Origin of the sequence: Candidatus Stygibacter australis, assembly GCA_030765845.1 — a bacterium.
Classification (GTDB): domain Bacteria; phylum Cloacimonadota; class Cloacimonadia; order Cloacimonadales; family TCS61; genus Stygibacter; species Stygibacter australis.
Genome location: JAVCDJ010000203.1, coordinates 126,285 through 150,573, shown reverse-complemented (window position 1 = coordinate 150,573; position 24,289 = coordinate 126,285). Strand labels below are relative to the sequence as shown.

Genomic DNA, 24,289 nt, shown 5'->3' with positions numbered 1-24,289 from the left:
GATGGGATAGGCAGTAAAATATTTATGGATAGCATTATTGGTTATTTTCAAAAAAGAGCCTTAAACACTGATTCCCTTTTAGACCTTAACCAGGTGATATATCGTCATTTCATGCAGATTCAGCGTGATTTTGACCTGCTGATTACTGTAAATTACAATTTGGATGATATTTCTGAACATCAGCAGAATATAAAAGACAGCTTCAATGAAATTAGAATTGTCCTTAATAATATTGAGTACGGCGGGTCTTATGACTATAATTATTTTGATGATTTCTCTATCTATTCTGCAGGAACAAAACTAATTCATTATACTCAGATAGAGAATTTTAATACAAGTAAATACATTAACGTGTTCACCGGATCTTTGATCAGAATGGAAGATATCTGTAATGATCTGGATAAAATTCTTGAACAACAAGATCAGGCAGCATCTGCTTCAGTTCTCCAGGATTTTGCCAAAGAAGTGAACGGAATTGTCGAGACCAGTAATAATGCTGTCCTTAATTTTCATAAAGATATTATGACTTATCAATATCATATCAGTCAGACCAAGATGGCTCAACTCGATAAATACAACCTGATCAGGTATGTGGGACTTCTAGTTATTGGTTTGATCAGTTTAATTGTCTTTATCACTACTTTTCTGCAAATCAGCAATATCATTGAAGAGCGAAATAAGACAATGATTGATCTTGATAAAGTTAACCGTTCTCTTCTCAAAGAGCTTGAAGTAGCCGAAAACGTTCAGGCATATTTGAAACCTCAGTGGCTGGTGCTCGATGAAAACCTGATTTTTTCCGCTACATATACTCCTTCAAAAAAAATCGGTGGAGATTTCTCTGATACCATTACTATCTCAGAAGATAAATACGTTACTTATGTGGGTGACATCTCCAGTCATGGAGTGCAGGCAGCATTGATCATGAGTGCCGTGAAAGCTACTATTAATATGGTGATTGAATCCGAAAAAGATAATCTTCAACCACATTATATCATCAGGCGGATCAATAATATTATCAGTAAAGAACTTTTCCCCAACAATTATCTCACCTTGCTGATCTGTCTTATTGATGTTAAAGAAAGAATTGTCACTTACTATAATGCCGGTCAGCCTCCGATAATTACTTTTAATAAGGCGACCAGGGAAACAAACATTATTTATGAAAAAGGTTCTGTCCCCATTGGCTGGCGTTCTGACTACGCATATTCCGAGGAAGAAGAAAATACTATTGAGCTAACTGATGATACTATTATCTTTCTCTTTTCTGATGGAATTTATCAGTGTCGAAACAGTAATAATGAGCAGCTTGATCTGGAATCATTTTCCAGCTTTATTGCTGATAATTTTGATGAAGAAAGACAGGTTATTCTTAGTCACATGCTCAAAAACAGTCTCATTGAAAAAGGTTATACTATCAGTTCGGATGACTTCACGCTGGTAAGTTTCTGGCACAGGAAAAAAGAAGATTCTCCTTCAAGTCAGCTTACACTTATGAGATCATTACTCACAAACACAAAGGATATCGGTACTTTCAGTGAGCAATTCGTGCTCAAAAATCAGATTGAAAACTTCGAGCTTGCCATGCAGGTGGAATTGATCGTTAATGAGTTTCTTAATAACATCATTGTCCATGGACTCCGCAGCAAATCTGATACTGTTATCCTGTTCAAAATGGAACTGGCTGACGAACTGATCCTCACTTTCTGGGATAAAGGTATCACATGGGATATTCCTAATAAACTTCCCGGAGAAGACCCATTTGCCAATAAAGATGATTGGGATACATCTGGTCGCGGTATCCCCATCATTTATTCACTTACTTCAAAGGTATTCCGCAAAAGACTTGATGAGGTGAATGAAACTGTGATGTATATTCCTCTCAGTGGCAATATGGAGCAATTCTACGATTGATCAGCTGCTCCAGAATTTACGGTCAAGACTTCTATACTGAATAGCTTCAGCTACATGGTTTGCTTCAATATTATGCGAACCTTCCAGGTCTGCTATCGTCCGTGCCACCTTTTTTATCCTGTCAAATGCCCTCGCAGAGAGTCCCATACGCTCCATTGCTGTTTTCACAAGCTCCTGACAGTCTGGATTTAATTTGCAATATTTCCTGATCAATTTAGGGTTCATCTGGGAATTGCTATAGATATTTTCTGCTTGAAACCTGGTTAATTGCAGCTGACGTGAAAGATTTACCCGTTTCTTGATAATCTCTGATTTCTCTCCATCCGGTAAAGAACTAAGATCCTTATATCTCACTGCCGGAACTTCTACATGAATATCTATCCTATCTAATAAAGGTCCTGATATTTTTGCCCGGTAGCGCTGGATATTTGCTACTGAACAACTGCAACTATGTCCTTCTATTGAGCTGCCATAATATCCGCAGGGACAAGGGTTCATTGATGCCACAAGCATAAATTTTGCTGGAAATTCCAGGCTTTGAGTTGCTCTTGAAATTGTTACCACCTCATCTTCCAGCGGCTGACGCAATACTTCCAGCACAGACTTCTTGAATTCCGGTAATTCATCCAGAAAAAGTACTCCATTATGCGCCAGTGATACCTCTCCCGGCTTTGGATAGCTGCCACCTCCTATCAAAGCGATATCACTGATAGTGTGGTGAGGAGATCTATAAGGTCTTCGCCTGATGATACCAGTTTTACTATCAACCAGACCACTCACGGAGTGGATCTTGGTTGTTTCCAGAGCTTCATTAATAGTCAGATCAGGCAGTATGGTGGGAAAGCACTTTGCCAGCATGGTTTTTCCTGAACCCGGAGGTCCTATCATCAAAATATTGTGCCCTCCTGCTGCTGCCACCTCCAGAGCTCGTTTTACATGATATTGACCCTTCACGTCATACATATCAAGAATATTTTCTGATTCCTCTGCAAATATCTTATCACGATCTATCTGATAGGGTTCTATTTCTATTTTACCTTCCAGAAATTCCGTTACCTCTCGCAAATGAGTTCCCGGATAAACGCGCAGCCCATCTATTATTGCTGCTTCTCTGGCATTTTCCCAGGGCACTATGATACCTTCCACCTTATCTGCAAAACATGCAGTGGCAATGGATAACACTCCCCGTACTGCCCTTAGCTCCCCATCAAGTGACAGCTCTCCCACCAGCACATATACCCCTTTGCGCGAGATCCTTATCTGATGCTCAGCCAATAATACTGATACGGCTATAGGCAGGTCTAATGAAACACCTTCCTTCTTCACATCTGCCGGTGCCAGATTCACTGTGTAATTATGAGAACCAAATCTGAACCCTGAATTTTTGATTGCTGACCAGACGCGGTCTTTACTTTCCTTGATGGAATTGGAAGGTAAACCTACTATGCTGAATTTATTGGTCCCTCCCTTAATATCAGCTTCCACCACTACCGGTTTGGCATTTATGCCCTGGATAGCATAAGACACTGTTTTTCCATACATATTAGCTCCTATCTTTTTACTACTACCGTCTTTTTCTCTACTTTTATATTACCTGCTGCTGAAGTCTCAAAAAGGATTATGTAAATTCCCATTTTTACGATTTTACCTGCTTCATTTCTTCCGTCCCAGATGTAATACCCATTGGCTCCCTGGTATTCATGATCAACTAATTTACATATCTTTCGCCCTTTCAGATCATAGATAGCTATTCTCACCAGATTAAGATTCTCGCTGTTTTGATAACTGATCACTGTATGTTCACCATCCCTCGGACAAAATACCTCTGGAGTGATAGTCAATTTCGATCCTGTCACTGGTAATTCTGTATAAATGCTGTTTGCTTCTCCGGGAGTGCATTCTGACACACTGCGGCTCCAGTTGTCTTCACTCGCCGGTAAAAGCGGATTTACCCGTTCAATGGATACTCCCTGAATTGACTGGTTCCAGTCTGGATCATAGCTGAATAATTCTATTATATTGCCATACATATCTTTTATACCTATCTCACAGCCACTATCAGTTAGCCTCTTCAATCCCTCAGATATTTCCAGATCCTCTCCATATAATCCCCACATCTCCTCCACATCAGATTCTGATCCGGTTACAATTACATATTCTCCCGCAGCAGCGATCTCACAGCTGTCATCATCCACTATTACCCATAAATTATCTGCCATGCCATATCCCACATTCCTCTTAAGTTCCAGCCATTCCGGCTCCCCGGCTTTCGGGTGATACATGATCTCATTGATCACCCAGCCCAGACTACCCTGATTAAAATAATTCACTACTACATTATTGCTCAGATCTGTATCGCCCTCTACCTCCAGCTGATAGGTGTATTCATAAAACCCACTGCCCGGCAGTTCTGTGTTTATTACAATTTCCAAACTGTCAGAATCAATTATTATATTCTCTGAATAGCTTCCATAATTTCCGCCTGAAAACACCTGCCAGCTTATCACCAGCTCAGCATCATCCACTTGTTCAATTCCCGCACTGGTCACCAGCAGATGATGCTCCAGATATTCTTCCTGCAGATTAACCCCCTTCAAATCCAGCGCCAGATCGATCATTCCCTGCATCAGACTGTTAGCATATCCCGCAGTTTGACCAGATTCACTAATGCAATGCCCCCAGTCGCTATCATCTGATAGAGGATTGATCCTTTCCCAGCTTATTCCCTCTTCATTTCCTGCTAGGGCACCATATTCCACCATATCCAGCAGCGTTCCCCACTCATCTTCCAGATATAGTATATCTCCTTCATTATTCATTCCAGGCAATTGTTCACTCTCTATCACCTGACTTGCAGTAAGTCCATAATTAGCTATCAAACTTTCCGGCTCATCACATATCACCAGAAATCCTTCCCCCAGATCAGCAGCAGCAAAACTCCCTGTATTGCCCACAGCATCACGAATATACAAGTTATCCACAAAGTTATCCACATAGTTATCAACAATTATCTCCACCCATTCACAGTCATTTCCTAAAGGCTTGATCATCAATTCATTATACCACAAGGGACTCATTTCAATAAGGATCGAGCATCCTGATATATTGTTTTCCAAGTTATTGTCATATATGGAGTTAATGATTAATTCTGTCTGAGAGTATCCAGCTACTGATTCGCCTAATTCATAACTGTATTCCAGACTCTCATTTCCTGATATTTCGTTTATCGGCAAACTCTCAAATGGTTGATTATTAAAGTAAATATCAAGGCTGCCTACAGAGTTATCCACACCCCCTGTGGATAGATTATGGACCACTGTGTATAAGCAAATATTGCCATCAATTAACGTTAACTCCGCCTCGCTGATCTCCAGATCAATGCTGATTATATTAGCTGTCCCGGGACTAAGATTTTCACATTCCTGCCAGTCACTTCCCTGATTGCTGTCATATCCATTGGGGATTCTACCCAGCGAATGTCCTGCTGTCACATCTGGAGCAAAACTGACCCCGGCAAACCCCGTATCATCGATAAGCTCATTAGAATTTGGTGAATCATAAAGAACTGTATCTGTCCAGGGACCGAAACCAGATACCAACCTTACCCCATCCGTAGTGCTACCTCCGTTTTGAAAAACCAGTTCAGCGTAAATATCTGCACCCGGCACATTAGATTCACCAATAAGTAAATATCCATTTCCTTCGATTATGATAAACGGAAGAAACAAAACAGTTTCAAACTCACTCCCTCCCTTTTCGATTCTCCAATACTCAAGATTGATCGCTTCACTGCTGGTATTATATAATTCCACCCATTCCTCACCATCATCACCACCTGGATGATCATAATACAGCTCATTTATCACTACCTGGCAAAATAGTACATTTATTGCATTTAAAAAAATAACAGTCAGCACACATCGTAATAACATTTTTCCCTTCGTTTAATCGTTTATTTTTAATACTCTTTATAAATTAGATTTATGTGTGATAATTAGTCAAGTATAATCTTATCCATCAGCTTTTTTAAGTCTTCCTACACCGTCCACCCTGTCCATTCCGTCCACAAAACAAAGAAGATCATTAACCACTAATGTCACTAAGTTATATGTGCACCGCCGGGTATTTCCAGGTGGGGCGCAGATAACGACCGCTACCAACAAATCCCTGAAAAAGAAGAAGGTAATAATATGAATTGCTGCTGATAACTGCACGTAGTTCTCGCCCCACTTCCGGAGTACCGTTAGCTGTGCAAGTTCTTCTTTTACTTTTTCTGATGCTTAACGTAAGTTTTATACTAATTATGAACCTACTTAATGCTTAACTGGATGACAGTGATTTCTTATAATAACAAATATAAAAAACATGAGCAATAAAACAACATCAAAAATATTGTCCCGAGACATCCTGCTTTGGGCTTGGCAGGAGTTTGAATTGAGGGGATAGTATCTTCACTGGTCCTATTTGCCTGCAGCCACTCCATCAATTTTATTATGACTTCAGAATCCGGTATAATCTTTAATGCTTTTGTGCCAAATTCCTTTGCCTGATCATATTCATTAAGTCTAAAATAACCCAATAATAGAGCTCGATAAGCTGAAAATAATATATCATCAGATGGATTGGATTTCTTTTCTTCAATAGCCAGCAATTTTCTGCCAAATTTTACGGCATTTTTAGCTTCTGGCGAAAAATCCTTCAACTTCAAGGCAATTCCGCTATATACAATACAAGCAACAAGTAAAAACTCAGGATCACTGCACTCAGGATCAATTTTCAATATCTTTTCTAAATGGAAAATTATCTCTTCGAATTCATCGTCCCTGGCACACATTTCTGTAGCACGAGCTATATTTTCTCTAAGCTCTTTATTTTCCGGCAGAAAATGTGAATCACCCGCACTATCCGGTATTTTTTCACTTCGGATATCATTCCCGGTTTCTTTGATGAGTTCAATCCGGCTTCTTACGTCATTCAGTTTGGGATCTATCTGTAAAACTGTCTCCAATTCTTTTATAGCGAGGTCATGTTCTTCGATTGCTTCATAAGACATTCCAAGATTATAGTGTACGCCTATATGATCAGGGCGGAATTTAATTGATTTGATATACCACTTGATGGCATCCTCAAATCTGTCTGTTTCCCGGAAAATATTCCCTAAATTATAAGTGACCGAACCCAGTGTTTCCGGATCTGAAGTTTCGTTTAAAGCTTTTTCTAAACAGAATATGGCATCTTCAAATCTGCCAAGGTGCTTTAAGGCAGTTGCTAATGACGTTAGAACATTGGGCGCATTAGAGACCGCCTGTGCCTTGGATAGATGATTGAAGGCACTTTCATAATCTTTTTCCAGCAGAGCCTTATTACCCTTTTCGAGCAAAGTATCTACATCAAACATCATATCGATCTCTATTAAAAGTTGAGCTGCTGCTTCATTTCCCTTATTTTTAGCGAATTGCAGATCTGTTTTTGCTTTTATGACATCACTTTCTTTAAGATAGGAGGAACCCCGGATTATATAGGACTCAATATCATTATGATCAAGCTCAATTGATTTAGTAGAGTCCTTAATTGCATCTATAGATCTATCAATCTGAAAATATAAGGAAGCTCTCTTTTTATAAGGTTCTGCGTCATCAGGCGTTAGCTTTATCACGGTTGACCAGTCATCTATTGATTTATCAATCTGGTTAAGATGAAAGTAAGCAATGGCTCTTCCTCTAAATGCTTTGGGATCTTCCGGATTTATTTCCATAGCTTTTGTGAAATCTTCAACAGCTTCCGAATATCTCTCTAAATAATTGAATGCTGACCCGCGATTCAAATGGGCAAAATACAGGATGCCAGGATCAGATTCAAGTTTAATTACCTTGCTATAATCTCTTGATGACTGCTCAAACATTTCTTTGGTATCGTATGCAGATGCTCTTAACAAATAGGCATAAGCATCTTGTTTAATTTCTAGCCCAGCACTAAAATCACTGATAGCATTATCAATATCACCCGAAGACATATACAAATGTGCTCTTTGAAAATATGCTTTGTAAAATCCTGGATCCAAAGATATTATTTCATTAAAAATCGCAATAGCTTCCTCTGTTTGATCTTCCTCAACCAGCTTGCTTCCTTTTTCATACAAAGATTTAATCTTATCGGTATTTTCCATTCAATCTCCCTAAATTGGTTATTTTATCAGTAACAAAATAGTTGCTGCCCCTAATTGCGGGTCAGCAGCATCCATATGAGCTAAGTGATTTCTATTTGTATCATATATATCTTTTCCAACTATAACCCCAACCTTACTTGCACCAAACAGGCTCCCGAAGGTTGTATAGACGTAATTTCCTGAAACATAACCAAGTTTTGTTTTACCAAATAATACACCTATTGAGTAAATATCATTGCCTTTTATCTCCCCTATTTTGCGCCCCTGACCAAATAATCCACCGGATATGAAGACATCATTATCTTTCCTGAAACCCAGATGACCACCAAACGGTTTATAAACATTTATCATTTAAACAATCCTATTTGACTTAATTCACTATTATGATTATTCGCTAAATCCTCTCCAGAGAAAGGTCAATTCGTGCCTTGTCTGCTTATTCTACGAAATCATTTTCTGCTCTTTTTGTGGAGATATCTTCTTGAAAATAGTCACATAATTTACAACAATAATATTTATTATTATCAATACATATAGCATTTTATTCTCCTTATTTATTATACAAAAAAGCTTCAGCTTTATTCATAGCTTCACCGGCAGAATAAGCTTTTCCTACGCTTGTCCAGCCAGCATAAGACACATAAGTATCCTTGCTTGCTGAATCCCATTTCACTTCATAAGACTTATAACTTCCGGATTTTACTCTCCCAATAACTGTAGCTGACATCATTCCCTCCTATTTGTTTTTTATTTGATCTGTTATTTCCTGCCAAACACCTTTTATGATTTTCTGCCCTCCTCTATTATCTTCGAGCATTACATCTATCTCATATACTTCAGCAATCATATAATCTTCCAGACTATCGAAGAAATCTAATCCAAGATACTGTAAAAACGTGACAATCCAACCAGCAAGCCCGGATTCATAAAGGACTAATCTTATTTTTACCCACCTGTTTGTTGGTAAAATTGTCCCTGATTGCAACGATGAACCTCCAGCTGCAATATAACTATCCGCAAAATATATAAATGCCTGGTCTTCAGCATCACGGATATCATATCCTATTGCACTGCCTGGTCCATTAATAATAACTATTGCAGATCCTTGTATAGTTTCCGGTATTAAATACAGATCCACGTTTCCAATCAATCCGGATTGTGGTGATATATTATATACTTGATCTGCATTATTATCTTGAACTGTTACTTCGGTTGTAGTATCTTCTGTGCAACCTAAGATTAATAACACAAGCACCAATAAACAATAAATCTTTCTTTTCAAGATACCCTCCATGTTTCATTTTTACATGCCAAACTGATTAATCCCAAATCTTAATTCCCGATAATCAGGATTATACTATGAGAATATTATGATCAATATTCAAATTCTTCATGCAGAAAATAAATCAGTTAATTTAGTCTATTATTCGATTAAACTTATTTTAACTCGTTTTCATAAGTAATTTTGTTCTACTTCTTTTTATTCCACTTATCTGAAGCTCGCTTTTGTGAAGTCTTTGGCGATCCTAATGCAGATACACTTTTTTTCCCATCGGAAATTTTCGTCTTATAGGTTTTGGTTCCGGAAAGTGCATCTGAGATGCCACTATAATTTGTTGTTTTGGATTTTGGTTTGCTCAAAATAATTTCTCCTTGTTAATAATTTTTCACTTAATACACTTAACTTACCTTGCCCACACATTTTGATGGAATTGACCTGTCAGGATTAAATCCTTGCTCAAATACACTGTGTAAGTTATTTTGCGAAGAATTGCAGAAATATTCTGCAATTCTTACAATTTTACATCTATCACCTGATTTGATAAATGTTATTTAAACTCCTCTAAATAATTATATTGTTTTCGATTTCCAATAATAGTAAGTTATTGCACCAAACAATATCATAGAGAAGAGCCCCCCCAAACCAGCAATTAAGCAAATTAAAGAAATTAATGTTAAACTTCCCCAAAGTATAAGTATACCTTTTGAACCCTGAAATGAACCATGTGATGAATATTTATAAGTTTTTTTTGTAGCTTGGGGATTGTTTGATTTATTAGTTAAACCACGTTTAGCCAACTCAATTGGTCCTTCATAACAAATTGTCTTCATATCTTGAATCATTTTCCTTCTTAATGGAAATTTTTCAAGAATCTGCTTTCTTTTTGATGGAAGTTGGTTAAATTCTTCGATTGTAATTTGAGAATATTCTAGTATGCTTGCGAAAATATCATCATTTAACTCACTATCAGGTATTTGTGCAAAAGTAAGATCAGGAGATGAATTTCCAAACTTCTCTACAAATAATTCACCGTATATTGATTTCATAAAACCTGAAGCCACAAACCTTTGATAATGACCTTCTAGATATTCAAGTAAATTCTTACCGAATTCAAGAGCATCTTTACGGTCTTCTTCTTCAATAAGTTCTAACAATACCATGCAGAGCAAATCTTCAGTAGACAATTCTATATCCATACCACAAGCTAAACAATAATCCTCTGATTCATTAATTTGCTCTCCGCATTCTCGGCAATATCGCTTGATTTTTCCTTTTAATTCATTAATTGATAGTGATATTTTTTCCCCACAGTTTTTACATATATCATTTTCTTCTGCATCTTGATTTTCTGTTCCACAATTATAGCAAAATGCCATCGTATATGGTTCTTCTATAATCTCATCGATCACTTCTTGAATTTTATCCATTTTCCCTCCATAAATAGATTAATTATTATTTTTTACACAAATTCACAATAGGCTGAATTATAAAATCTCGGACAAATTTCTGCAGAAGTTTATGTTTCTCTAAAAACCTCGCAATAGGCGGTGAAGTAAGATAATAGAATTTTACAAAAATACTTCCAATTTGCGAAGGTAATAAAATGTCATCTCTAAATCTTCTTAACACTATGACTTCAGGTGCAGAATAGGAACCATATACTGCTGTCGCAATGAAACAACCTTTTTTTGATTTAAGTTTTTCTATTTGCTTTGCTGAATCCATTCCATTGGGATTATCAATCCCCATTAATTCTACAACTCTCTCGTAAAGTTCAATAGATGCCTTCTTTTTATCCCAGGCATCTTTATGTTTAGCCATACAATACTTCACTATCGCTTCATCATAACCTAATTCAATTGCTTCTTCATAATATTTCATACATTTAAGGTGTATCCGATGGCTAAAATCTCTACCCACACCAACAGCACAAATTCTTCCCATTAAAAAGGCTGCTTTTGCTTGACCTTGTTGGAAATCGCCAATTTTCTTTTTAGCAACTTTCAAATCTTTTGTCAGCCTTTGTGTTGCTCCTCTTCCATTAAAGCCTTCGATACTTGTAATAGGTCCCCAGGCAAGAACATTACCATATGTTGCTTCTAAGTCATTTTCAACATCCTCTAACATTGCTAATCCGATTTTTAAATCAGTGTTTTCCATCGTTCAACTCCTTTTCTTTCTTTTTTGTTTCACCTATTTTTTTAGTACTTAATTAATGCTAATAAAGCTACTTTCAAAGATTTGTGAAAGTATCAATAAAACCCTCCTCAAATCTTTGAAATATCTAGCTATATAACGGGGAAACAACATCCATAAATCTCAATTAGTACTTTGGATTTATCTTTATTATATCCTAGATGACTCTCATATTCTCTGAATCACGTAAATTACAATTATGTTATTTCATATAGTATAGACTCCACATCATGTAATTTCAATCTTTAAAACAACATTGATTCAAAATATTACATTCCCAATAAGCCAACTCTTTGTCTAACCAGAGACAAACGAATATAAAAAATATTCCCAGTCAAGTATTTTTTTTAATACAGGTAATTATTATTGGCACTCCGTCCACAAAACAAAAAAAATGTAAAGACAAATCATCTTATAAAAATAACTGATTATTATTCCCGTCCTTTCGCGTTTTTCGTGGTTCTAAAAAAAAGTTTATCAACCACTAAATCCACTAAATAGCGCGAAAAATTACAAAAATAATAATCGGTTTTTTATCTATTATGTAATTATCCTATTAGCTCAATAATTCCCTGATAATCAGATATATTTCGGTAAATGCCACCTGGCAATCGTTCACTCGGTAGAGATTTTCAGCAATCCCATTCGATCTATTTTGAAAAGTTCTTTCAGCTCTTATAATTGCTTCATTTTGATACGGTTTTAGTTGATTATAATATTTCCTGGAACTGGCTCCCTTTTTATAATCCATTAAGCGATTTTTGATATTTAAAAATTCATTTATCAGGTCTTTACAGGATGCAAATTCTCTGCTGAAATACGCATAGTGAAAGGCAAACCAGGTTTCCAGGCAGGGATAATTCTCAAATATCTGTACATTCTTATTTTCTCTTTGTAATTTCTGCTTATAATTATTATATTCTGAATACAATCCATCCCTGATGATATAATCTAAGTCTATTAGACAAAATACCTTTAAGTAATATTCTGCTTCGTTTTCCGCCTTTTTGAAAATAGTATCATAATTGGAGTTCTTAGGCAATTCAGGTTTAATAGTATAACTGAGATGCTCTGATTCTTTCATTTCTATAAAATACGATTGCTCACTGGTTCCTTCGCCCAGGATCAAAATTTTTTTCTCTAATTTCCGCTTTTTAATTTTTCTTGCCACTGCTATCCTCTTTCAGATCCTGCAGATTCAGCTTATAATCATAGATGTCTGGTTTTGCTCCAAACTGACCACTTAAGTATCTTTTCAATATATTACTACGATTCAATTCCTTAAAGTCTGCCAGAGAATATAAGTCTGTTGAGCCATCTTCTTTCTTCTCTGTAAACCAGATAACATCATGACGTAAGATATCCCAGTCCAGCAAAAGAAGATTATGGGTAGTAAAAAGCATCTGCGAATTCTCAGAATTTGCCAGAAATACTAATATGATATATTTCACTAAATCAAAATGAAGTGAAGATTCTATCTCATCTAATATCATTATTTTACCCTTCATTAAATTCTCTATAAGTGGCGCTGCCAATTCAAAACTCCGTTTAGTCCCATTTGACTCCAGCAGATATGGTAAATTACCCTCCTTTAATTCTCCCTTAACCTTGTAAACATGACTAAGTTCTTTTTTTGTAATTGGTAATTGAGTTATTTTATCAATTTGGTTTTTCCAATTTGACATCGCAGAGTTTGACTCATCTAAGGAATAAATTAATTCACCAAATTTTAATGCAAAATCTTTTCTATCTTCTGTAAATTTCCAATTTCCTTCTGAAATAATAAATTTAGAAACATTATAGTCAGCTTTTTTTATAAATTCATTTAAAATTCCCTGTCTCTGTATGGATTTCTTAAAAAAAACATCAGCTGTTTTCTCATCAGCTTTATTTTCCTGTGATAACAACCGTGTCATGTAGTAATCAAACCATTTTCTCACACGTTTCGTTTTGGGAATTATGGGATTCACTTTATTAAAAGCTGATAATATTGTATTATTGATCAAAGTACTGCTTTCCAGAATATTCTGCTCCTCTGATTTAGGTTTTGAACCATTACTAAATTTTAACGTGTACCCCCTCTCCAGATTTGTATTTTTTACCCTATTATAAATCATAGCCGGCTGCTGGCCTGGATAATATTTCAAAGACTCATTTACTATTTCTTTGGCATTAAATTCCAGTTCATAAATGTGTTTTACATATTTACCCTCATCCCCTACCAGAAACTCAAGCTTCATTTTGCAGTTTCCCGTCTTATATTCATCATCAAATAAAAACGGAGTGTAATATATATCCTTATCTGCATCACGTGATCTTGTCACAAGCTGTCTTAGAACATCGAGTGCTTTTAAAATATTGGTCTTGCCAGAGGCATTTGCCCCATAAATGATTCCCATCTTAAGAAGCCTGTATTTGCCGATTTCCCGGATAAAGTATTCATTATAACTCTCATCACTGCTTGCCTCAAAACTTAAAACCTGCTCTTCCTTTATGGAAAGAAAATTGCTGACAGAAAAACTAATTATCATTTTTATTACCTTCTTTTTGAACTATCTGCATAATAATTGCAAATAGCTAAAACTTAAGCCGCCTGTCAATGTTTTTATTTTTCACTTTTCATCCATCATGTCCATTCCGTCCATATTGTCCATAATTCTCAATCTGAGTAATTCCCCTGAAATTCCATTTTTCACTTTTTCCGATGATTAACGTATATTTTATACTAATTATGAAGCCACTTGGAAGTGGAACAACAAAGCACATAGTGACATTTTTTTGTTAGATAGTGCTAAGTTGTTCCTCCTTAAATCCTGTAAATTGTTTGTAGATAGGGGGAATAGGGATATTTTAGGGTTAAAATACGGGGGAAATGGGAGGAATCAGGGAAATTTCGGGTTAGTGGGTATTTTTGGATAAAATTCAACTATTTAATTAGGAAACAGTTGTTCTGGTAAATCTAACTTTTGAGGGATCAGGGATTGAAATCTTCGTAGCGGAAAAGGGAGATAACTGATGAGCCTGAGACTACATTTCCCAGAAGCGTGGCTGTTATCGTGCAGGTTGCGAATCCGGGCCCTCCGGGACCTGGAGCGGGGCATTCATAACGGTGAAACTCAATATCTTTGAGCACGAGTCCAGCTTCACCCTGCTGTCCTGTTATCTCAGTAAAATCATCATTATCTTCATCAGTACCCATATCCACTGGGTCCCCCAAAGAAGATGAGAATATCACTCTCTGGTTATTAATAGGATTATTTTGACCATCCTTCACTATTACCCGTACAGTTGTTGACTGATCATCAGGAGGATTATTGGGACTGCTTTCATCCCAGTCAATATGAGCGGGAGTAACAGTGATATCCAGATGCGGAGCCTGGAGAGGTAAACGCAGGGAGTCATTGTCGCTGAATTCACCGGTATCTACCTGCACCATCACAAAGTTATTGGTCATTGTGCCTTCGTAGATGAGGTTTGTGTAGGCGGTTCCTTGCAGAGTATCACCATTGGCATTTTCATTACCCACATATGAATTGGCTTGAACTGAGGCAAAATCAGGATCTTCCGGCAGAGAGAAAAATACTGCTGTGCCTGAATCTACGGGATTTCCATAACTATCAGTAAGCAGTGCACTCACTTCCACGACCCAGAGTCCGCCACCCATATCTTCACCACTGTCATCACCGCTGATGGAGAAATCAACTGAATTAGGCGGTCCGGAATGGATAATAATATTTGATTTTTCGGCACTGATCAGTATACCTTCTTCAGTGTATGTAGAAGCTCTCACACTCACAATACCAGAAGCAGTACCGCTGGAGATGATCACAGCAGCTGAGCCGTTCTGAGCAGATACAGTGTCCGATTCTGTTTGCCCATTGATCAAAGCACCAAGAGGATGGCTTAGCAGCTGAAAAAATACTCCCTGATTAGTATCTATAATATTGCCATTAAGGTCATGGAGATAAGCTCTCAGAACACCGCTTTCCTGACCACCAGTACCCTGCACCTGAATATTCAGCGGGGCATTATCAAAGGCGATGGAAGCAACTTCATTATTAACCAGCTCCTGAATAGTAACCTGAGTAGAAGCAGAAACATCCCCTACAAAAGCTTCGATGGTAGCAACTCCCAGGTCATTGCTGTCCCAGAAGGTTGATTCTGCCACACCTGAGCTGTCAGTTGAGACTGCACCGATAATGCTGCCGATATTAGTACGGAATTTCACTTCAGTACCTGAGATACCGAAATCATTATCGTCTTTAACGATAGCAGAAATAATGGAATAGGTTTCATTATTATCTCTGAAGATGGTCTCAGGGTTAGCATGAAGTGTCAATTGAAAAGATTCCGGTTCCACATTTCGTGAATCACATGAAGTGATTATGAGTAAAATACAGGCTAATATGATTATTTGGGTGTATTTCATTTTATTCCTTACTATTTTTTATTCATCAATAATCTGAACATCTATTTGTGAATAGTCATTATCACAGGTTATATATATAGTTGCCACACCAGAAACACCGTTATCATGCAGCATATTGGTTGCCCAGCCGGAGAAATTGGTCTGGGCGGTATCTAAAGTCATATAGCCGAGATTGGTTTCAAAAGTGACAATTGCATCTTCAACAGGCAAACCGGCACTATCATAAACTCTGGCACGGACAGTGGAATATGTTTCCGGGTCGTTATCAGCATAGATGATGAGCGGATCAGCTTCCAGAGCAACAATTTCGAGCTGATCTTCCAGTATGGTCACACTGGTGGTGGCAGCAAGTCCCTGATAAGTAGCAGTGATATCAGCAATGATATCAGGTCTTTCATTGTACCAGAAAGTGGTGTTCGCTATTCCCTGGCTATTTGTGGAACCATACCCCAGGATAGAGCCTACAGTAGTAGAAAAATTGATCTGGACACCCGTAATCGGTGATCCGAACTCCGTGGTCAATTGAGCATAGACATCGGCATAATTGGCACTTGTGCCCTGATAAATAGTGTCAGGCTCAGCCCAGGCAGTAAGTACTATCTCAGGCTGCAGGGCATAAATATAACCGATCGCTGATTGATTCTGATGTGTTGCTGTGATCTGGATAATTTCTTCCTCATCACCAGAAAAGACATATACTACTTCTGCTAATCCCTGGGAATTAGTGATCGAGCTCGAGGGTATAAATCCTGAACTCACTTCAAAATTGATGACTTCATCAGAAATGGGATTTCCATCATGATCGGTTAAGCTGGCAAACACATCTGTGTCATAATTACCAGAATCCAGAAATATCATATTGGGATCAGCCCAGACTTCCAAGTCATTTATGGCATCCTCCACAATATTGATGACAATTTCATCCTGCAGGGAGGAAAAAGCAACCTGACAAGTAGCTATTGCTGGCTCAGAACCATCATAAGTGAAAGTGGCTTCTGCAATACCATCATTATCTGTAATATCACTGGCAGTGATACTTCCAATATCAGAAGTGAAACTGACTGGAGCTCCGGCTACAGGGGCGCCATTTCGGGTTAATTCAGCTCTGATCTGGCAAGTATCAATACCAGAACCCAGAAACAGGGTATCTGCTGTTGTTGAGATGTTCATTTGCAAAGCAGGGTCCAAATCCAGCATAATATTAGTAAATGCTTCAAGTCCATTGCAGGTGGCACTAATATTGACAATACCGGTATCCAGATTGCTGTTCAGATATGTAGCAGTTGCCATGCCATTTTCATCAGTTACGTTAAAAGCAGTGATCTCCCCCAGGTCAGTAGTAAAGAAAACTTGAGCATCCGGTACAGGTTGATCATTCTCAGTATATATTGCCGTGATCTGGCAGGTATTTTCTCCCGAGCCCACAAACAGGGTTTCTGCAGATGAGATGAGGGTCAGAGTAACACCACTGCTGATAATTGTGATCTCAGTAGCAGCTTCAATATCATCATAACTGGCAGTTATAGTGGCAGTTCCGGGCTGGGCGGTATTTGCATGATAAATTGATGTAGCAATTCCATTATTATTTGTTATTGCTGAACCGGCTAATTCACCCGTATCGGCAGCAAATTGGATCTCTACACCCGAAACAGGATAATTATCATTGATCAGCATGGCAGTAACCTCAGCCGAATTAGGAGCCGTGTGTGTGAATAAAGTATCCGGTATCGAATTCAGGGTGAGAGTATATCCTCCTGAAGTGGTAGTAGTATCATTCTGGCAACTATTGAGAAAAACTATAAGCAATAAGAGATATATCCATTTGAACTTCATAATGTCTCCTTCGGTTCAAGATTATTGCGGAAGAATATGAACATCAATCTGGGACTGGTCATTTTCACAACTTACATATACTGTAGCCACTCCATAAATTCCATTATCCTGAAGACGACTTGTAGCATATCCATTGGCATCTGTTTCAGCATAAGGCTGCTGCATATAGCCTATTGTAGTAACAAAAGTTACAAGCAGACCTTCCGCGGGAGAGCCGGCACTATCCAGTACCCTCGTGGTGATCAGGGAATATGTTTCCACATTATTATCAGCATATATGATCAATGGGTCTGCTTCCAGAAAAACTATCTGAGCCTGATCCTCTAATATAATAACATTCACAGTTTTTGTGATTCCCAGATACTCAGCGGTGATCACAGCAGTGATATCTGGTCTTTCATTATACCAGAAAGTGGAATTGGCGATGCCATTACTATTTGTGTCGGCAAAGCCGAGAATGGAACCGATATTAGTGGTAAAACTTATCTGCTCGTCAACAATTGGATTATTAAAAGCATCCGTTAATTCAGCATAAATTTCTGCTGAATTTGCACTCGTTCCTACATATACTGTATCTGGATCAGCCCAGACATCCAGATTAATAATATCAAGCTGATAGATCTGAATAAAATTAACAGCCGTAACTCCCTGGTATGTAACTAAAATCTCTATCTCATCTTCTACATTGCCGGAATGAATATATACAGCTTCCGCATACCCGCTGGCATTGGTCATACCGTTTGGGGTGACATATCCCCCGGATGAATCAAAATACAGGTTCTGGTTTGATATTGCCACTCCATCTCTGTCTGTGAGCCGGGCATGCACGTCTGTGCTGTATTGGCCTGAACCCAGATATATTGTATCCGGATCTGCCCAGATATTCAGGAGAAATGGCAGATCATCAACGATTTGGATTTGCAGTTGATCTTCAGCCCCGGAATAAGAAGCGCGAATTGTGGCAACTCCGGTTTCGTTTCCATCATACCAGAAAGTAGTTTCAGCAACACCATAAATATTTGAATTTCCACTAACAAAGATCTTACCAAAATTAGTACTGAAATTTACCTGTGCCCCTTCTATAGCTTCACCATCTCTTGTAATTGCTGCTCTGATATTACAACTATTTGTTGATGAACCAATATGCAGCGTATCGAGATTAGTGCTGATAATAAGACTTGTGCTGGTTGAGGTAGGATTACGGCCATCACACCCACTAACGAGCAAAATAATTAAAAAGACCAATAATGTGGCTGATAAGATTCTTTTCATAGTATCCTCCGCGAATTTTATAGCAAATTATGTTCCTATTTTGTTATTTATTACTTGATAAAATAATTTTATCCCAAGATCAATAGATTTTTCCGAGGGTAAAAACCTGTCACTGTGCAGAGGATATACTTCCTTTCCCCGGGCACCCAGCCAGAATAATATACCTCCCCAACGACCAGCAATAAAACCAAAATCTTCACCTGCCATCGTCATTTCTGCCTGCTGATAGTTCACTCCGGTTTGACTGGCAGCGATTTTGAGGTCTTCCAGCAGGGCATTAGAATTATACACTTCCTGATATTCTGCCAGGAATTCCGTGGAAATCTCTACTTCATAAGCAGCTGAAACAGCATGGCAGATAGCACTTAGAGATTTTTTAAGATCAGCTATCCTGTCTCTATCGGCAGCTCTGATAGTTCCTGAAAGCAGACAATGCGCAGGTATGGCATTGCGAACAGAACCAGCAGTCATTAAACCAAAATCACAAATAAAGCGCTCATTTGATTTTACAATATGCTGTAACTGCTGCACTGACTGATACACTTCTATACCTGCCTGTAAAGCATTTTTTCCATCCTGTGGCATGGCAATATGAGAAGATATTCCTTGAATGGAAATATCAAATTCTGCTGTGGCAGCAAAGAAATTTCCAGCCCGGCTGCTGATAGTTCCCACTTGTAGATCAGGGCTCACATGTAATGCAAAGGCGGCTGCAATATCATAATTATCCCAGATATTATCTTTCAGAACTGCTTCAGCACCTGATTGACCTTCTTCTGCTGGTTGAAATAGAAATACCAGATTTTTTGCCGGCTGATCTTTGATCACCTGGTCTATCAATCCCAGTAATATTGTCATATGAATATCATGACCACAGGCATGCATCATTCCGGAATGCAATGATTTGAAATCGCAGTCGGTATTTTCGCTGATTGGCAGCGCATCCATATCCGCTCTGAATAGCAGATATTTGCCCTTTCCACCCTGATAATCAACTAATATTCCAGTAGGTTTAAAACGATGAATTTTCAGTCCGGGATAAGCTTTCAGTTTTCCCAGAATATATTCTTGAGTCTTGATTTCCTTATATGCCAGCTCTGGGATCTGGTGTAATTCCTTTCTGACTTTAATTAAATCCAGCATAATCACCTCACTTGAGAGCGATTGTCTATTTTGTTGGCTATCATTGTCAACAATTATTTACTTATATTTCTAACTTGACCATAATCCGCGATATATTTCCTCTTACTTTATGAAAAGTATAATAAGATATTTTGTTCTGATAATTGTCCTGATCTGCTTCAATGAAGCAAGGTCAGCAGATAATTTTTCAGATGGACCCTATATATTCTGGGAAGATGGGCTGCCTGTAGCTGTTACTATCCAGGATTCTCAGGTTTTCCGTGACACCTTATCAGCAGATGATCAGGGTGAATTCCTTCTGGACTGGTCAGATGGTAAAGCAGAACCCATAGTTTTAACAAAGAACTTTGAGCAGCCGGCAACCAGCCCGCCAAAACCTGATAAATTCCTGGCTCTCAGTGATATGCACGGCAATCTGGATGGCACAATAGAACTGCTTCTGGCTGCGGGAGTGATGGACGAAAATTATAACTGGATCTATGATGGCTGCCTGATCATGGTGGGAGATGTTTTAGATCGCGGTGAATATACTACGGAATGCCTGTGGCTGCTATATCATCTCTATTCACAAACAGTTGATAATCCTCAAAATAAACTCATCCCTATCCTTGGCAATCATGAGACCATGACCATCAGAAAAAGAACTCATGAAATGGATGGCAAATATGGGCGAACCTGCGAATTGCTGGATATGACCTATAATGAACTTTATGGTGAAAACACCCTGTTTGGCAGTTGGATTCGCAATTGGCAGACTATACTTAAGCTTGATGATCTGCTTTTTGTTCATGGAGGGATTTCTACTGGATTTGCCCAAAAATATAAAGACCTTGATAAGGTGAATACAATGATCTGGGATTATTATCATGACAGTGAAGCAATTCAGGATACGAACCTTGATTATCTATTCCGCACTAACGGACCTTTCTGGTATCGTGGTTATTTTTATTCAGAAGATAAATGGGACACTGCCAGTCCTGAGATCATAGACGGTATCCTGAATGAATACAGCCTGGAAAATATTATCGTAGGGCATACAACTTTTAAGAATATCCAATATGCCCAGGAAGGCAGGATAATTGCAATTGATGCAGGACTTAAATATCAGGAATCTGGTCAGGCACTTTTATACCAGGATAACAGTTTTTTTGTTCTTGCCCCGGATGGCACAATCTCGAAATTAAAACCATAAAAACCAAAAGAGGATAAATATATGAAAATACCAAAATCATTTGCCAGTGACAATAATTCTGGCGTACATCCCGCCGTGATGAGAGCTCTTCACGAAGTCAATCAGGGACATTATGTTGGCTATGGTGATGACCCCTACACTCAGGAAGCTGTCGATAAATTCAAACTACTACTGGGTGATGATATCGAAGTCTTTTTTATGTATAACGGCACTGGTGCTAATACCGTGCTGCTTAATACTGTAACCCGCAGTTATCATTCCATTATCTGCCCGGAATCTGCCCATATCAACGTGGATGAATGCGGTGCTCCCAGTGCAATAACGGGCTGTAAAATGGAATTTATTTCTACTCCAGATGGGAAATTGACTCCTGAACTTATCAAGACCATGATGCATGGAATTGGTTTTGAACATCATTCCCAGCCTAAAGTGGTTTCTATCACCCAGTCCACGGAATTAGGTACTCTGTACTCACTCCAGGAGCTGAAAATCTTAGCTGATTTCTGCCATGCCAATAACCTGCTTTTGCATCTTGATGGAGCCAGAATTGCCAATGCAGCAGTGGCATTAAACTGCACTATCAGGCAAATGACCACTGAGACAGGTATTGATCTGATGTCCTTTGGCGGAACAAAAAACGGGATGATGTTTGGCGAAGCAGCAGTATTTTTCCGACCAGAACTGGCAGTAGATTTTAAATATTTCCGCAAGCAGGGTATGCAGTTGCATTCCAAGATGCGTTATATCTCAGCCCAGTTTTCTGCCCTGCTTACAGATGATCTCTGGTATGATAATGCCTTACACTCCAATAATATGGCAAAAAAGCTTTATAATGAATTATTAAAAGTGAAAGGTATCACGATTACCCGACCCTGCGAAGTTAATTCCGTGTTTGCCATATTGCCAGCAGAGCTGATCCCTCGCCTGCAAGAAATATATTTCTTCTACGTCTGGGATGAGGACACTCACGAGGTACGTTTCATGACAACCTTTGATACCACTGAAGAAGATATTGATCATTTTATAAAAGCATTAAAACAGGAGCTTAAGAACTGAAATTCAGTATCTAAAATAATTGTCAGATAGCAAAACACAGCTTGATTTAATTTTTAAGTCAACTTTGTGATTTGATTGCTACTTCATTAATGATATCCAGTATTTGAATGATTTCTTTATCTATCAATTCCAGAGGAAGAAATTTCACAAGCAGATAATAATCGCTTTTCCTGAGAATTAAGGGGATATTCATTTTCTGAGAGAAATTTTTAAATATTTTATCCAGGACTTTCTCTGAAGCTTTTATCTTTGAACCCCAAAGATCACCGTTATCTTCACCTAAAATTTTCAAAGCTGACGATATTTCTTTAATAGTTTCATCAAGAACTTGCAACGGTCTATCTATATTGATTTTATTCATAAAATCTAATTGAGAACTGTCTGTCTGGATGGTAAATTGTGATTTAATGAACTCTCGAAGTGGTTCCAGAAATGTTATATAATTTTCAATTTCATTTTGTGCCCACATGCGTTCAACTAAGACTCCTTCACTATTCAACTGCTTTTCCAGATGGTCAAAAACAGCAATACCATTAAGATTATCTTTAGCTTCTTTAATAGCATAAAAATGATTTCTGGCTTTTTGAGGAATATTCGTTTCTACATATTTCACAAAAGGATTTCTTAAATAGACCAAAGCAGGATGATCTAATTTCTGGGCAAATGCCTGCAAAATTTTGAGGTCTGTATTATTCTCAAGGTATAATATCCAACCTTTTTGTTCTGCCTGGTAATAATTTTCCCAGCCAATTGTCGTTAGTGATTTTGCCACCTGTGACTTATTATTAATTACATGTGGTTTGCCCAGGAAAGCGATTACCTGTGAAGATTGAGCAGCTTCATTCAGTAAGACCTCCGAGTGACTGGCAGCAATAATTTGCGACTTATTTTCCAAAGCGATATCAAGCAGTAAATTATAAATTTCTCGTTGTTTGAGGACTTCAAGGTGGGCATCAGGCTCATCAAGTAATAATATGCTTCCCGGATTAAAATAAATATATGAGAGCAACAATAGCACTTGCTGCACTCCTCTTCCTGCACAAGAAATATCAAGTCTGATCTTGGATTTATCATCATATTGCAATTCTAATTCATTAGTAATATTATTGCAGGTAGGCTCTAAAATATCTATGCCAAATAGTTCTTTGACATGTTTTTTTAGCTTATACCATTTCTCAGTTTTGTTAGTGAATAAATTATAACAGAGATTTCTAAGTACTTGAGCTGTTTGACCTTGACCAATTAAATAGTTAATCTCTCCTGGTTGTTTCTGAAATTCATTGATAGTTAATCCAGACATAGGAGGTAAGTAGGCAAAAATCGGATAGGTAATAGAATTATCTATTGAATAGCGTACAAAATTCTTTTGATTGCTTTTCCTCAACGGGCGGCAATAAAGTGATTCTTCATTGAAGTAATCAAATTCCAGTCCCACCTGCCAGTATTTATCATTTGTGTTTCCTTCTACTAATATATTGATCATGATATTACTTGTAATTTGTTTACCAGTGTTATTCTGCATTCTCACATGCAGGTCATTCCATAAAAGTTTTGACTGAGGAACTGGCAGATTAATTAAGTCTTTGCGATTGATGGCAATGCCTGATTTTTGCTGGGTTGGATTTTTATTTCCTTTTTTAATTAACCAGTTTTTTAAACCAATATCCCAAAGGGCAAAGGCTTGTAAGGCTGTTGTTTTACCAGAATTATTTGGTCCTATGAAAAGGACTGATTTATCTAAATCTAATTCAATTCTCTCAAATCCTTTAAAATTCTCTACAATGATTTTGCTTATCATTTTTACTC

The 24,289-nt window shown here is 37.9% G+C and carries 19 protein-coding genes; 3 read left to right on the top strand and 16 right to left on the bottom strand.

Annotated features, from left to right (window positions below; genetic code table 11):
* A partial coding sequence (locus tag RAO94_10670) for a SpoIIE family protein phosphatase (protein ID MDP8322801.1) occupies positions 1 to 1,914 on the top strand: 1,914 nt, incomplete at its 5' end.
* Here RAO94_10670 and RAO94_10665 read toward each other — a convergent pair.
* The 15 genes from RAO94_10665 to RAO94_10595 form a co-directional block, all read right to left on the bottom strand.
* Entirely contained in the window at positions 1,915 to 3,456 is a 1,542-nt protein-coding gene (locus RAO94_10665; GenBank protein ID MDP8322800.1) for a YifB family Mg chelatase-like AAA ATPase, read from the bottom strand.
* Between the two features lie 8 nt (positions 3,457 to 3,464).
* The gene (locus RAO94_10660) at positions 3,465 to 5,831 is read right to left on the bottom strand and encodes a lamin tail domain-containing protein (protein MDP8322799.1); all 2,367 of its coding nucleotides are present in this window, start codon (positions 5,829 to 5,831) and stop codon (positions 3,465 to 3,467) included.
* Positions 5,832 to 6,256: 425 nt separating this feature from the next.
* The gene (locus tag RAO94_10655; GenBank protein ID MDP8322798.1) at positions 6,257 to 8,080 is read right to left on the bottom strand and encodes a tetratricopeptide repeat protein; all 1,824 of its coding nucleotides are present in this window, start codon (positions 8,078 to 8,080) and stop codon (positions 6,257 to 6,259) included.
* Between the two features lie 18 nt (positions 8,081 to 8,098).
* Entirely contained in the window at positions 8,099 to 8,431 is a 333-nt protein-coding gene (locus RAO94_10650) for a hypothetical protein (protein ID MDP8322797.1), read from the bottom strand.
* Between the two features lie 199 nt (positions 8,432 to 8,630).
* On the bottom strand, positions 8,631 to 8,810 hold the full coding sequence (locus RAO94_10645; GenBank protein MDP8322796.1) for a hypothetical protein: 180 nt from the start codon (positions 8,808 to 8,810) through the stop codon (positions 8,631 to 8,633).
* A gap of 6 nt (positions 8,811 to 8,816) precedes the next feature.
* The gene (locus tag RAO94_10640; GenBank protein MDP8322795.1) at positions 8,817 to 9,362 is read right to left on the bottom strand and encodes a hypothetical protein; all 546 of its coding nucleotides are present in this window, start codon (positions 9,360 to 9,362) and stop codon (positions 8,817 to 8,819) included.
* Between the two features lie 188 nt (positions 9,363 to 9,550).
* The gene (locus RAO94_10635) at positions 9,551 to 9,721 is read right to left on the bottom strand and encodes a hypothetical protein (protein ID MDP8322794.1); all 171 of its coding nucleotides are present in this window, start codon (positions 9,719 to 9,721) and stop codon (positions 9,551 to 9,553) included.
* Between the two features lie 210 nt (positions 9,722 to 9,931).
* Entirely contained in the window at positions 9,932 to 10,789 is an 858-nt protein-coding gene (locus tag RAO94_10630) for a zinc ribbon domain-containing protein (GenBank protein MDP8322793.1), read from the bottom strand.
* Between the two features lie 25 nt (positions 10,790 to 10,814).
* The gene (locus RAO94_10625; protein MDP8322792.1) at positions 10,815 to 11,522 is read right to left on the bottom strand and encodes a CFI-box-CTERM domain-containing protein; all 708 of its coding nucleotides are present in this window, start codon (positions 11,520 to 11,522) and stop codon (positions 10,815 to 10,817) included.
* Between the two features lie 592 nt (positions 11,523 to 12,114).
* Positions 12,115 to 12,729 (bottom strand): RloB domain-containing protein, encoded by a 615-nt coding sequence (locus RAO94_10620; protein ID MDP8322791.1) that lies wholly within the window; start codon positions 12,727 to 12,729, stop codon positions 12,115 to 12,117.
* Complete coding sequence (locus RAO94_10615) at positions 12,713 to 14,089, bottom strand: ATP-binding protein (GenBank protein ID MDP8322790.1); 1,377 nt, start codon at positions 14,087 to 14,089, stop codon at positions 12,713 to 12,715. Before RAO94_10615 ends, RAO94_10620 begins: the two co-directional genes overlap by 17 nt.
* 443 nt (positions 14,090 to 14,532) lie before the next feature.
* Positions 14,533 to 15,987: an invasin domain 3-containing protein gene (locus RAO94_10610; protein MDP8322789.1), complete on the bottom strand. Its 1,455-nt coding sequence runs from the start codon at positions 15,985 to 15,987 to the stop codon at positions 14,533 to 14,535.
* Between the two features lie 18 nt (positions 15,988 to 16,005).
* A complete protein-coding gene (locus RAO94_10605; GenBank protein MDP8322788.1) occupies positions 16,006 to 17,820 on the bottom strand; it encodes an Ig-like domain-containing protein in 1,815 nt (604 codons plus the stop codon).
* 21 nt (positions 17,821 to 17,841) lie between these two features.
* Positions 17,842 to 19,092: a hypothetical protein gene (locus tag RAO94_10600; GenBank protein MDP8322787.1), complete on the bottom strand. Its 1,251-nt coding sequence runs from the start codon at positions 19,090 to 19,092 to the stop codon at positions 17,842 to 17,844.
* A gap of 27 nt (positions 19,093 to 19,119) precedes the next feature.
* Positions 19,120 to 20,235 carry an amidohydrolase gene (locus RAO94_10595; GenBank protein ID MDP8322786.1) on the bottom strand — a complete coding sequence of 372 codons (1,116 nt, stop codon included), beginning with the start codon at positions 20,233 to 20,235 and terminating at the stop codon, positions 19,120 to 19,122.
* A gap of 109 nt (positions 20,236 to 20,344) precedes the next feature.
* Here RAO94_10595 and RAO94_10590 point away from each other — a divergent pair, with 109 nt between their 5' ends.
* Together RAO94_10590 and RAO94_10585 are read left to right on the top strand one after the other, a co-directional pair.
* Positions 20,345 to 21,427, top strand: coding sequence for a metallophosphoesterase (locus tag RAO94_10590; GenBank protein MDP8322785.1), 1,083 nt, complete (start codon positions 20,345 to 20,347; stop codon positions 21,425 to 21,427).
* A gap of 21 nt (positions 21,428 to 21,448) precedes the next feature.
* Positions 21,449 to 22,483: a low specificity L-threonine aldolase gene (locus RAO94_10585; protein MDP8322784.1), complete on the top strand. Its 1,035-nt coding sequence runs from the start codon at positions 21,449 to 21,451 to the stop codon at positions 22,481 to 22,483.
* Between the two features lie 58 nt (positions 22,484 to 22,541).
* Here RAO94_10585 and RAO94_10580 read toward each other — a convergent pair whose 3' ends face one another.
* Positions 22,542 to 24,281 carry an AAA family ATPase gene (locus tag RAO94_10580; protein MDP8322783.1) on the bottom strand — a complete coding sequence of 580 codons (1,740 nt, stop codon included), beginning with the start codon at positions 24,279 to 24,281 and terminating at the stop codon, positions 22,542 to 22,544.
* Positions 24,282 to 24,289: the final 8 nt, after the last annotated feature.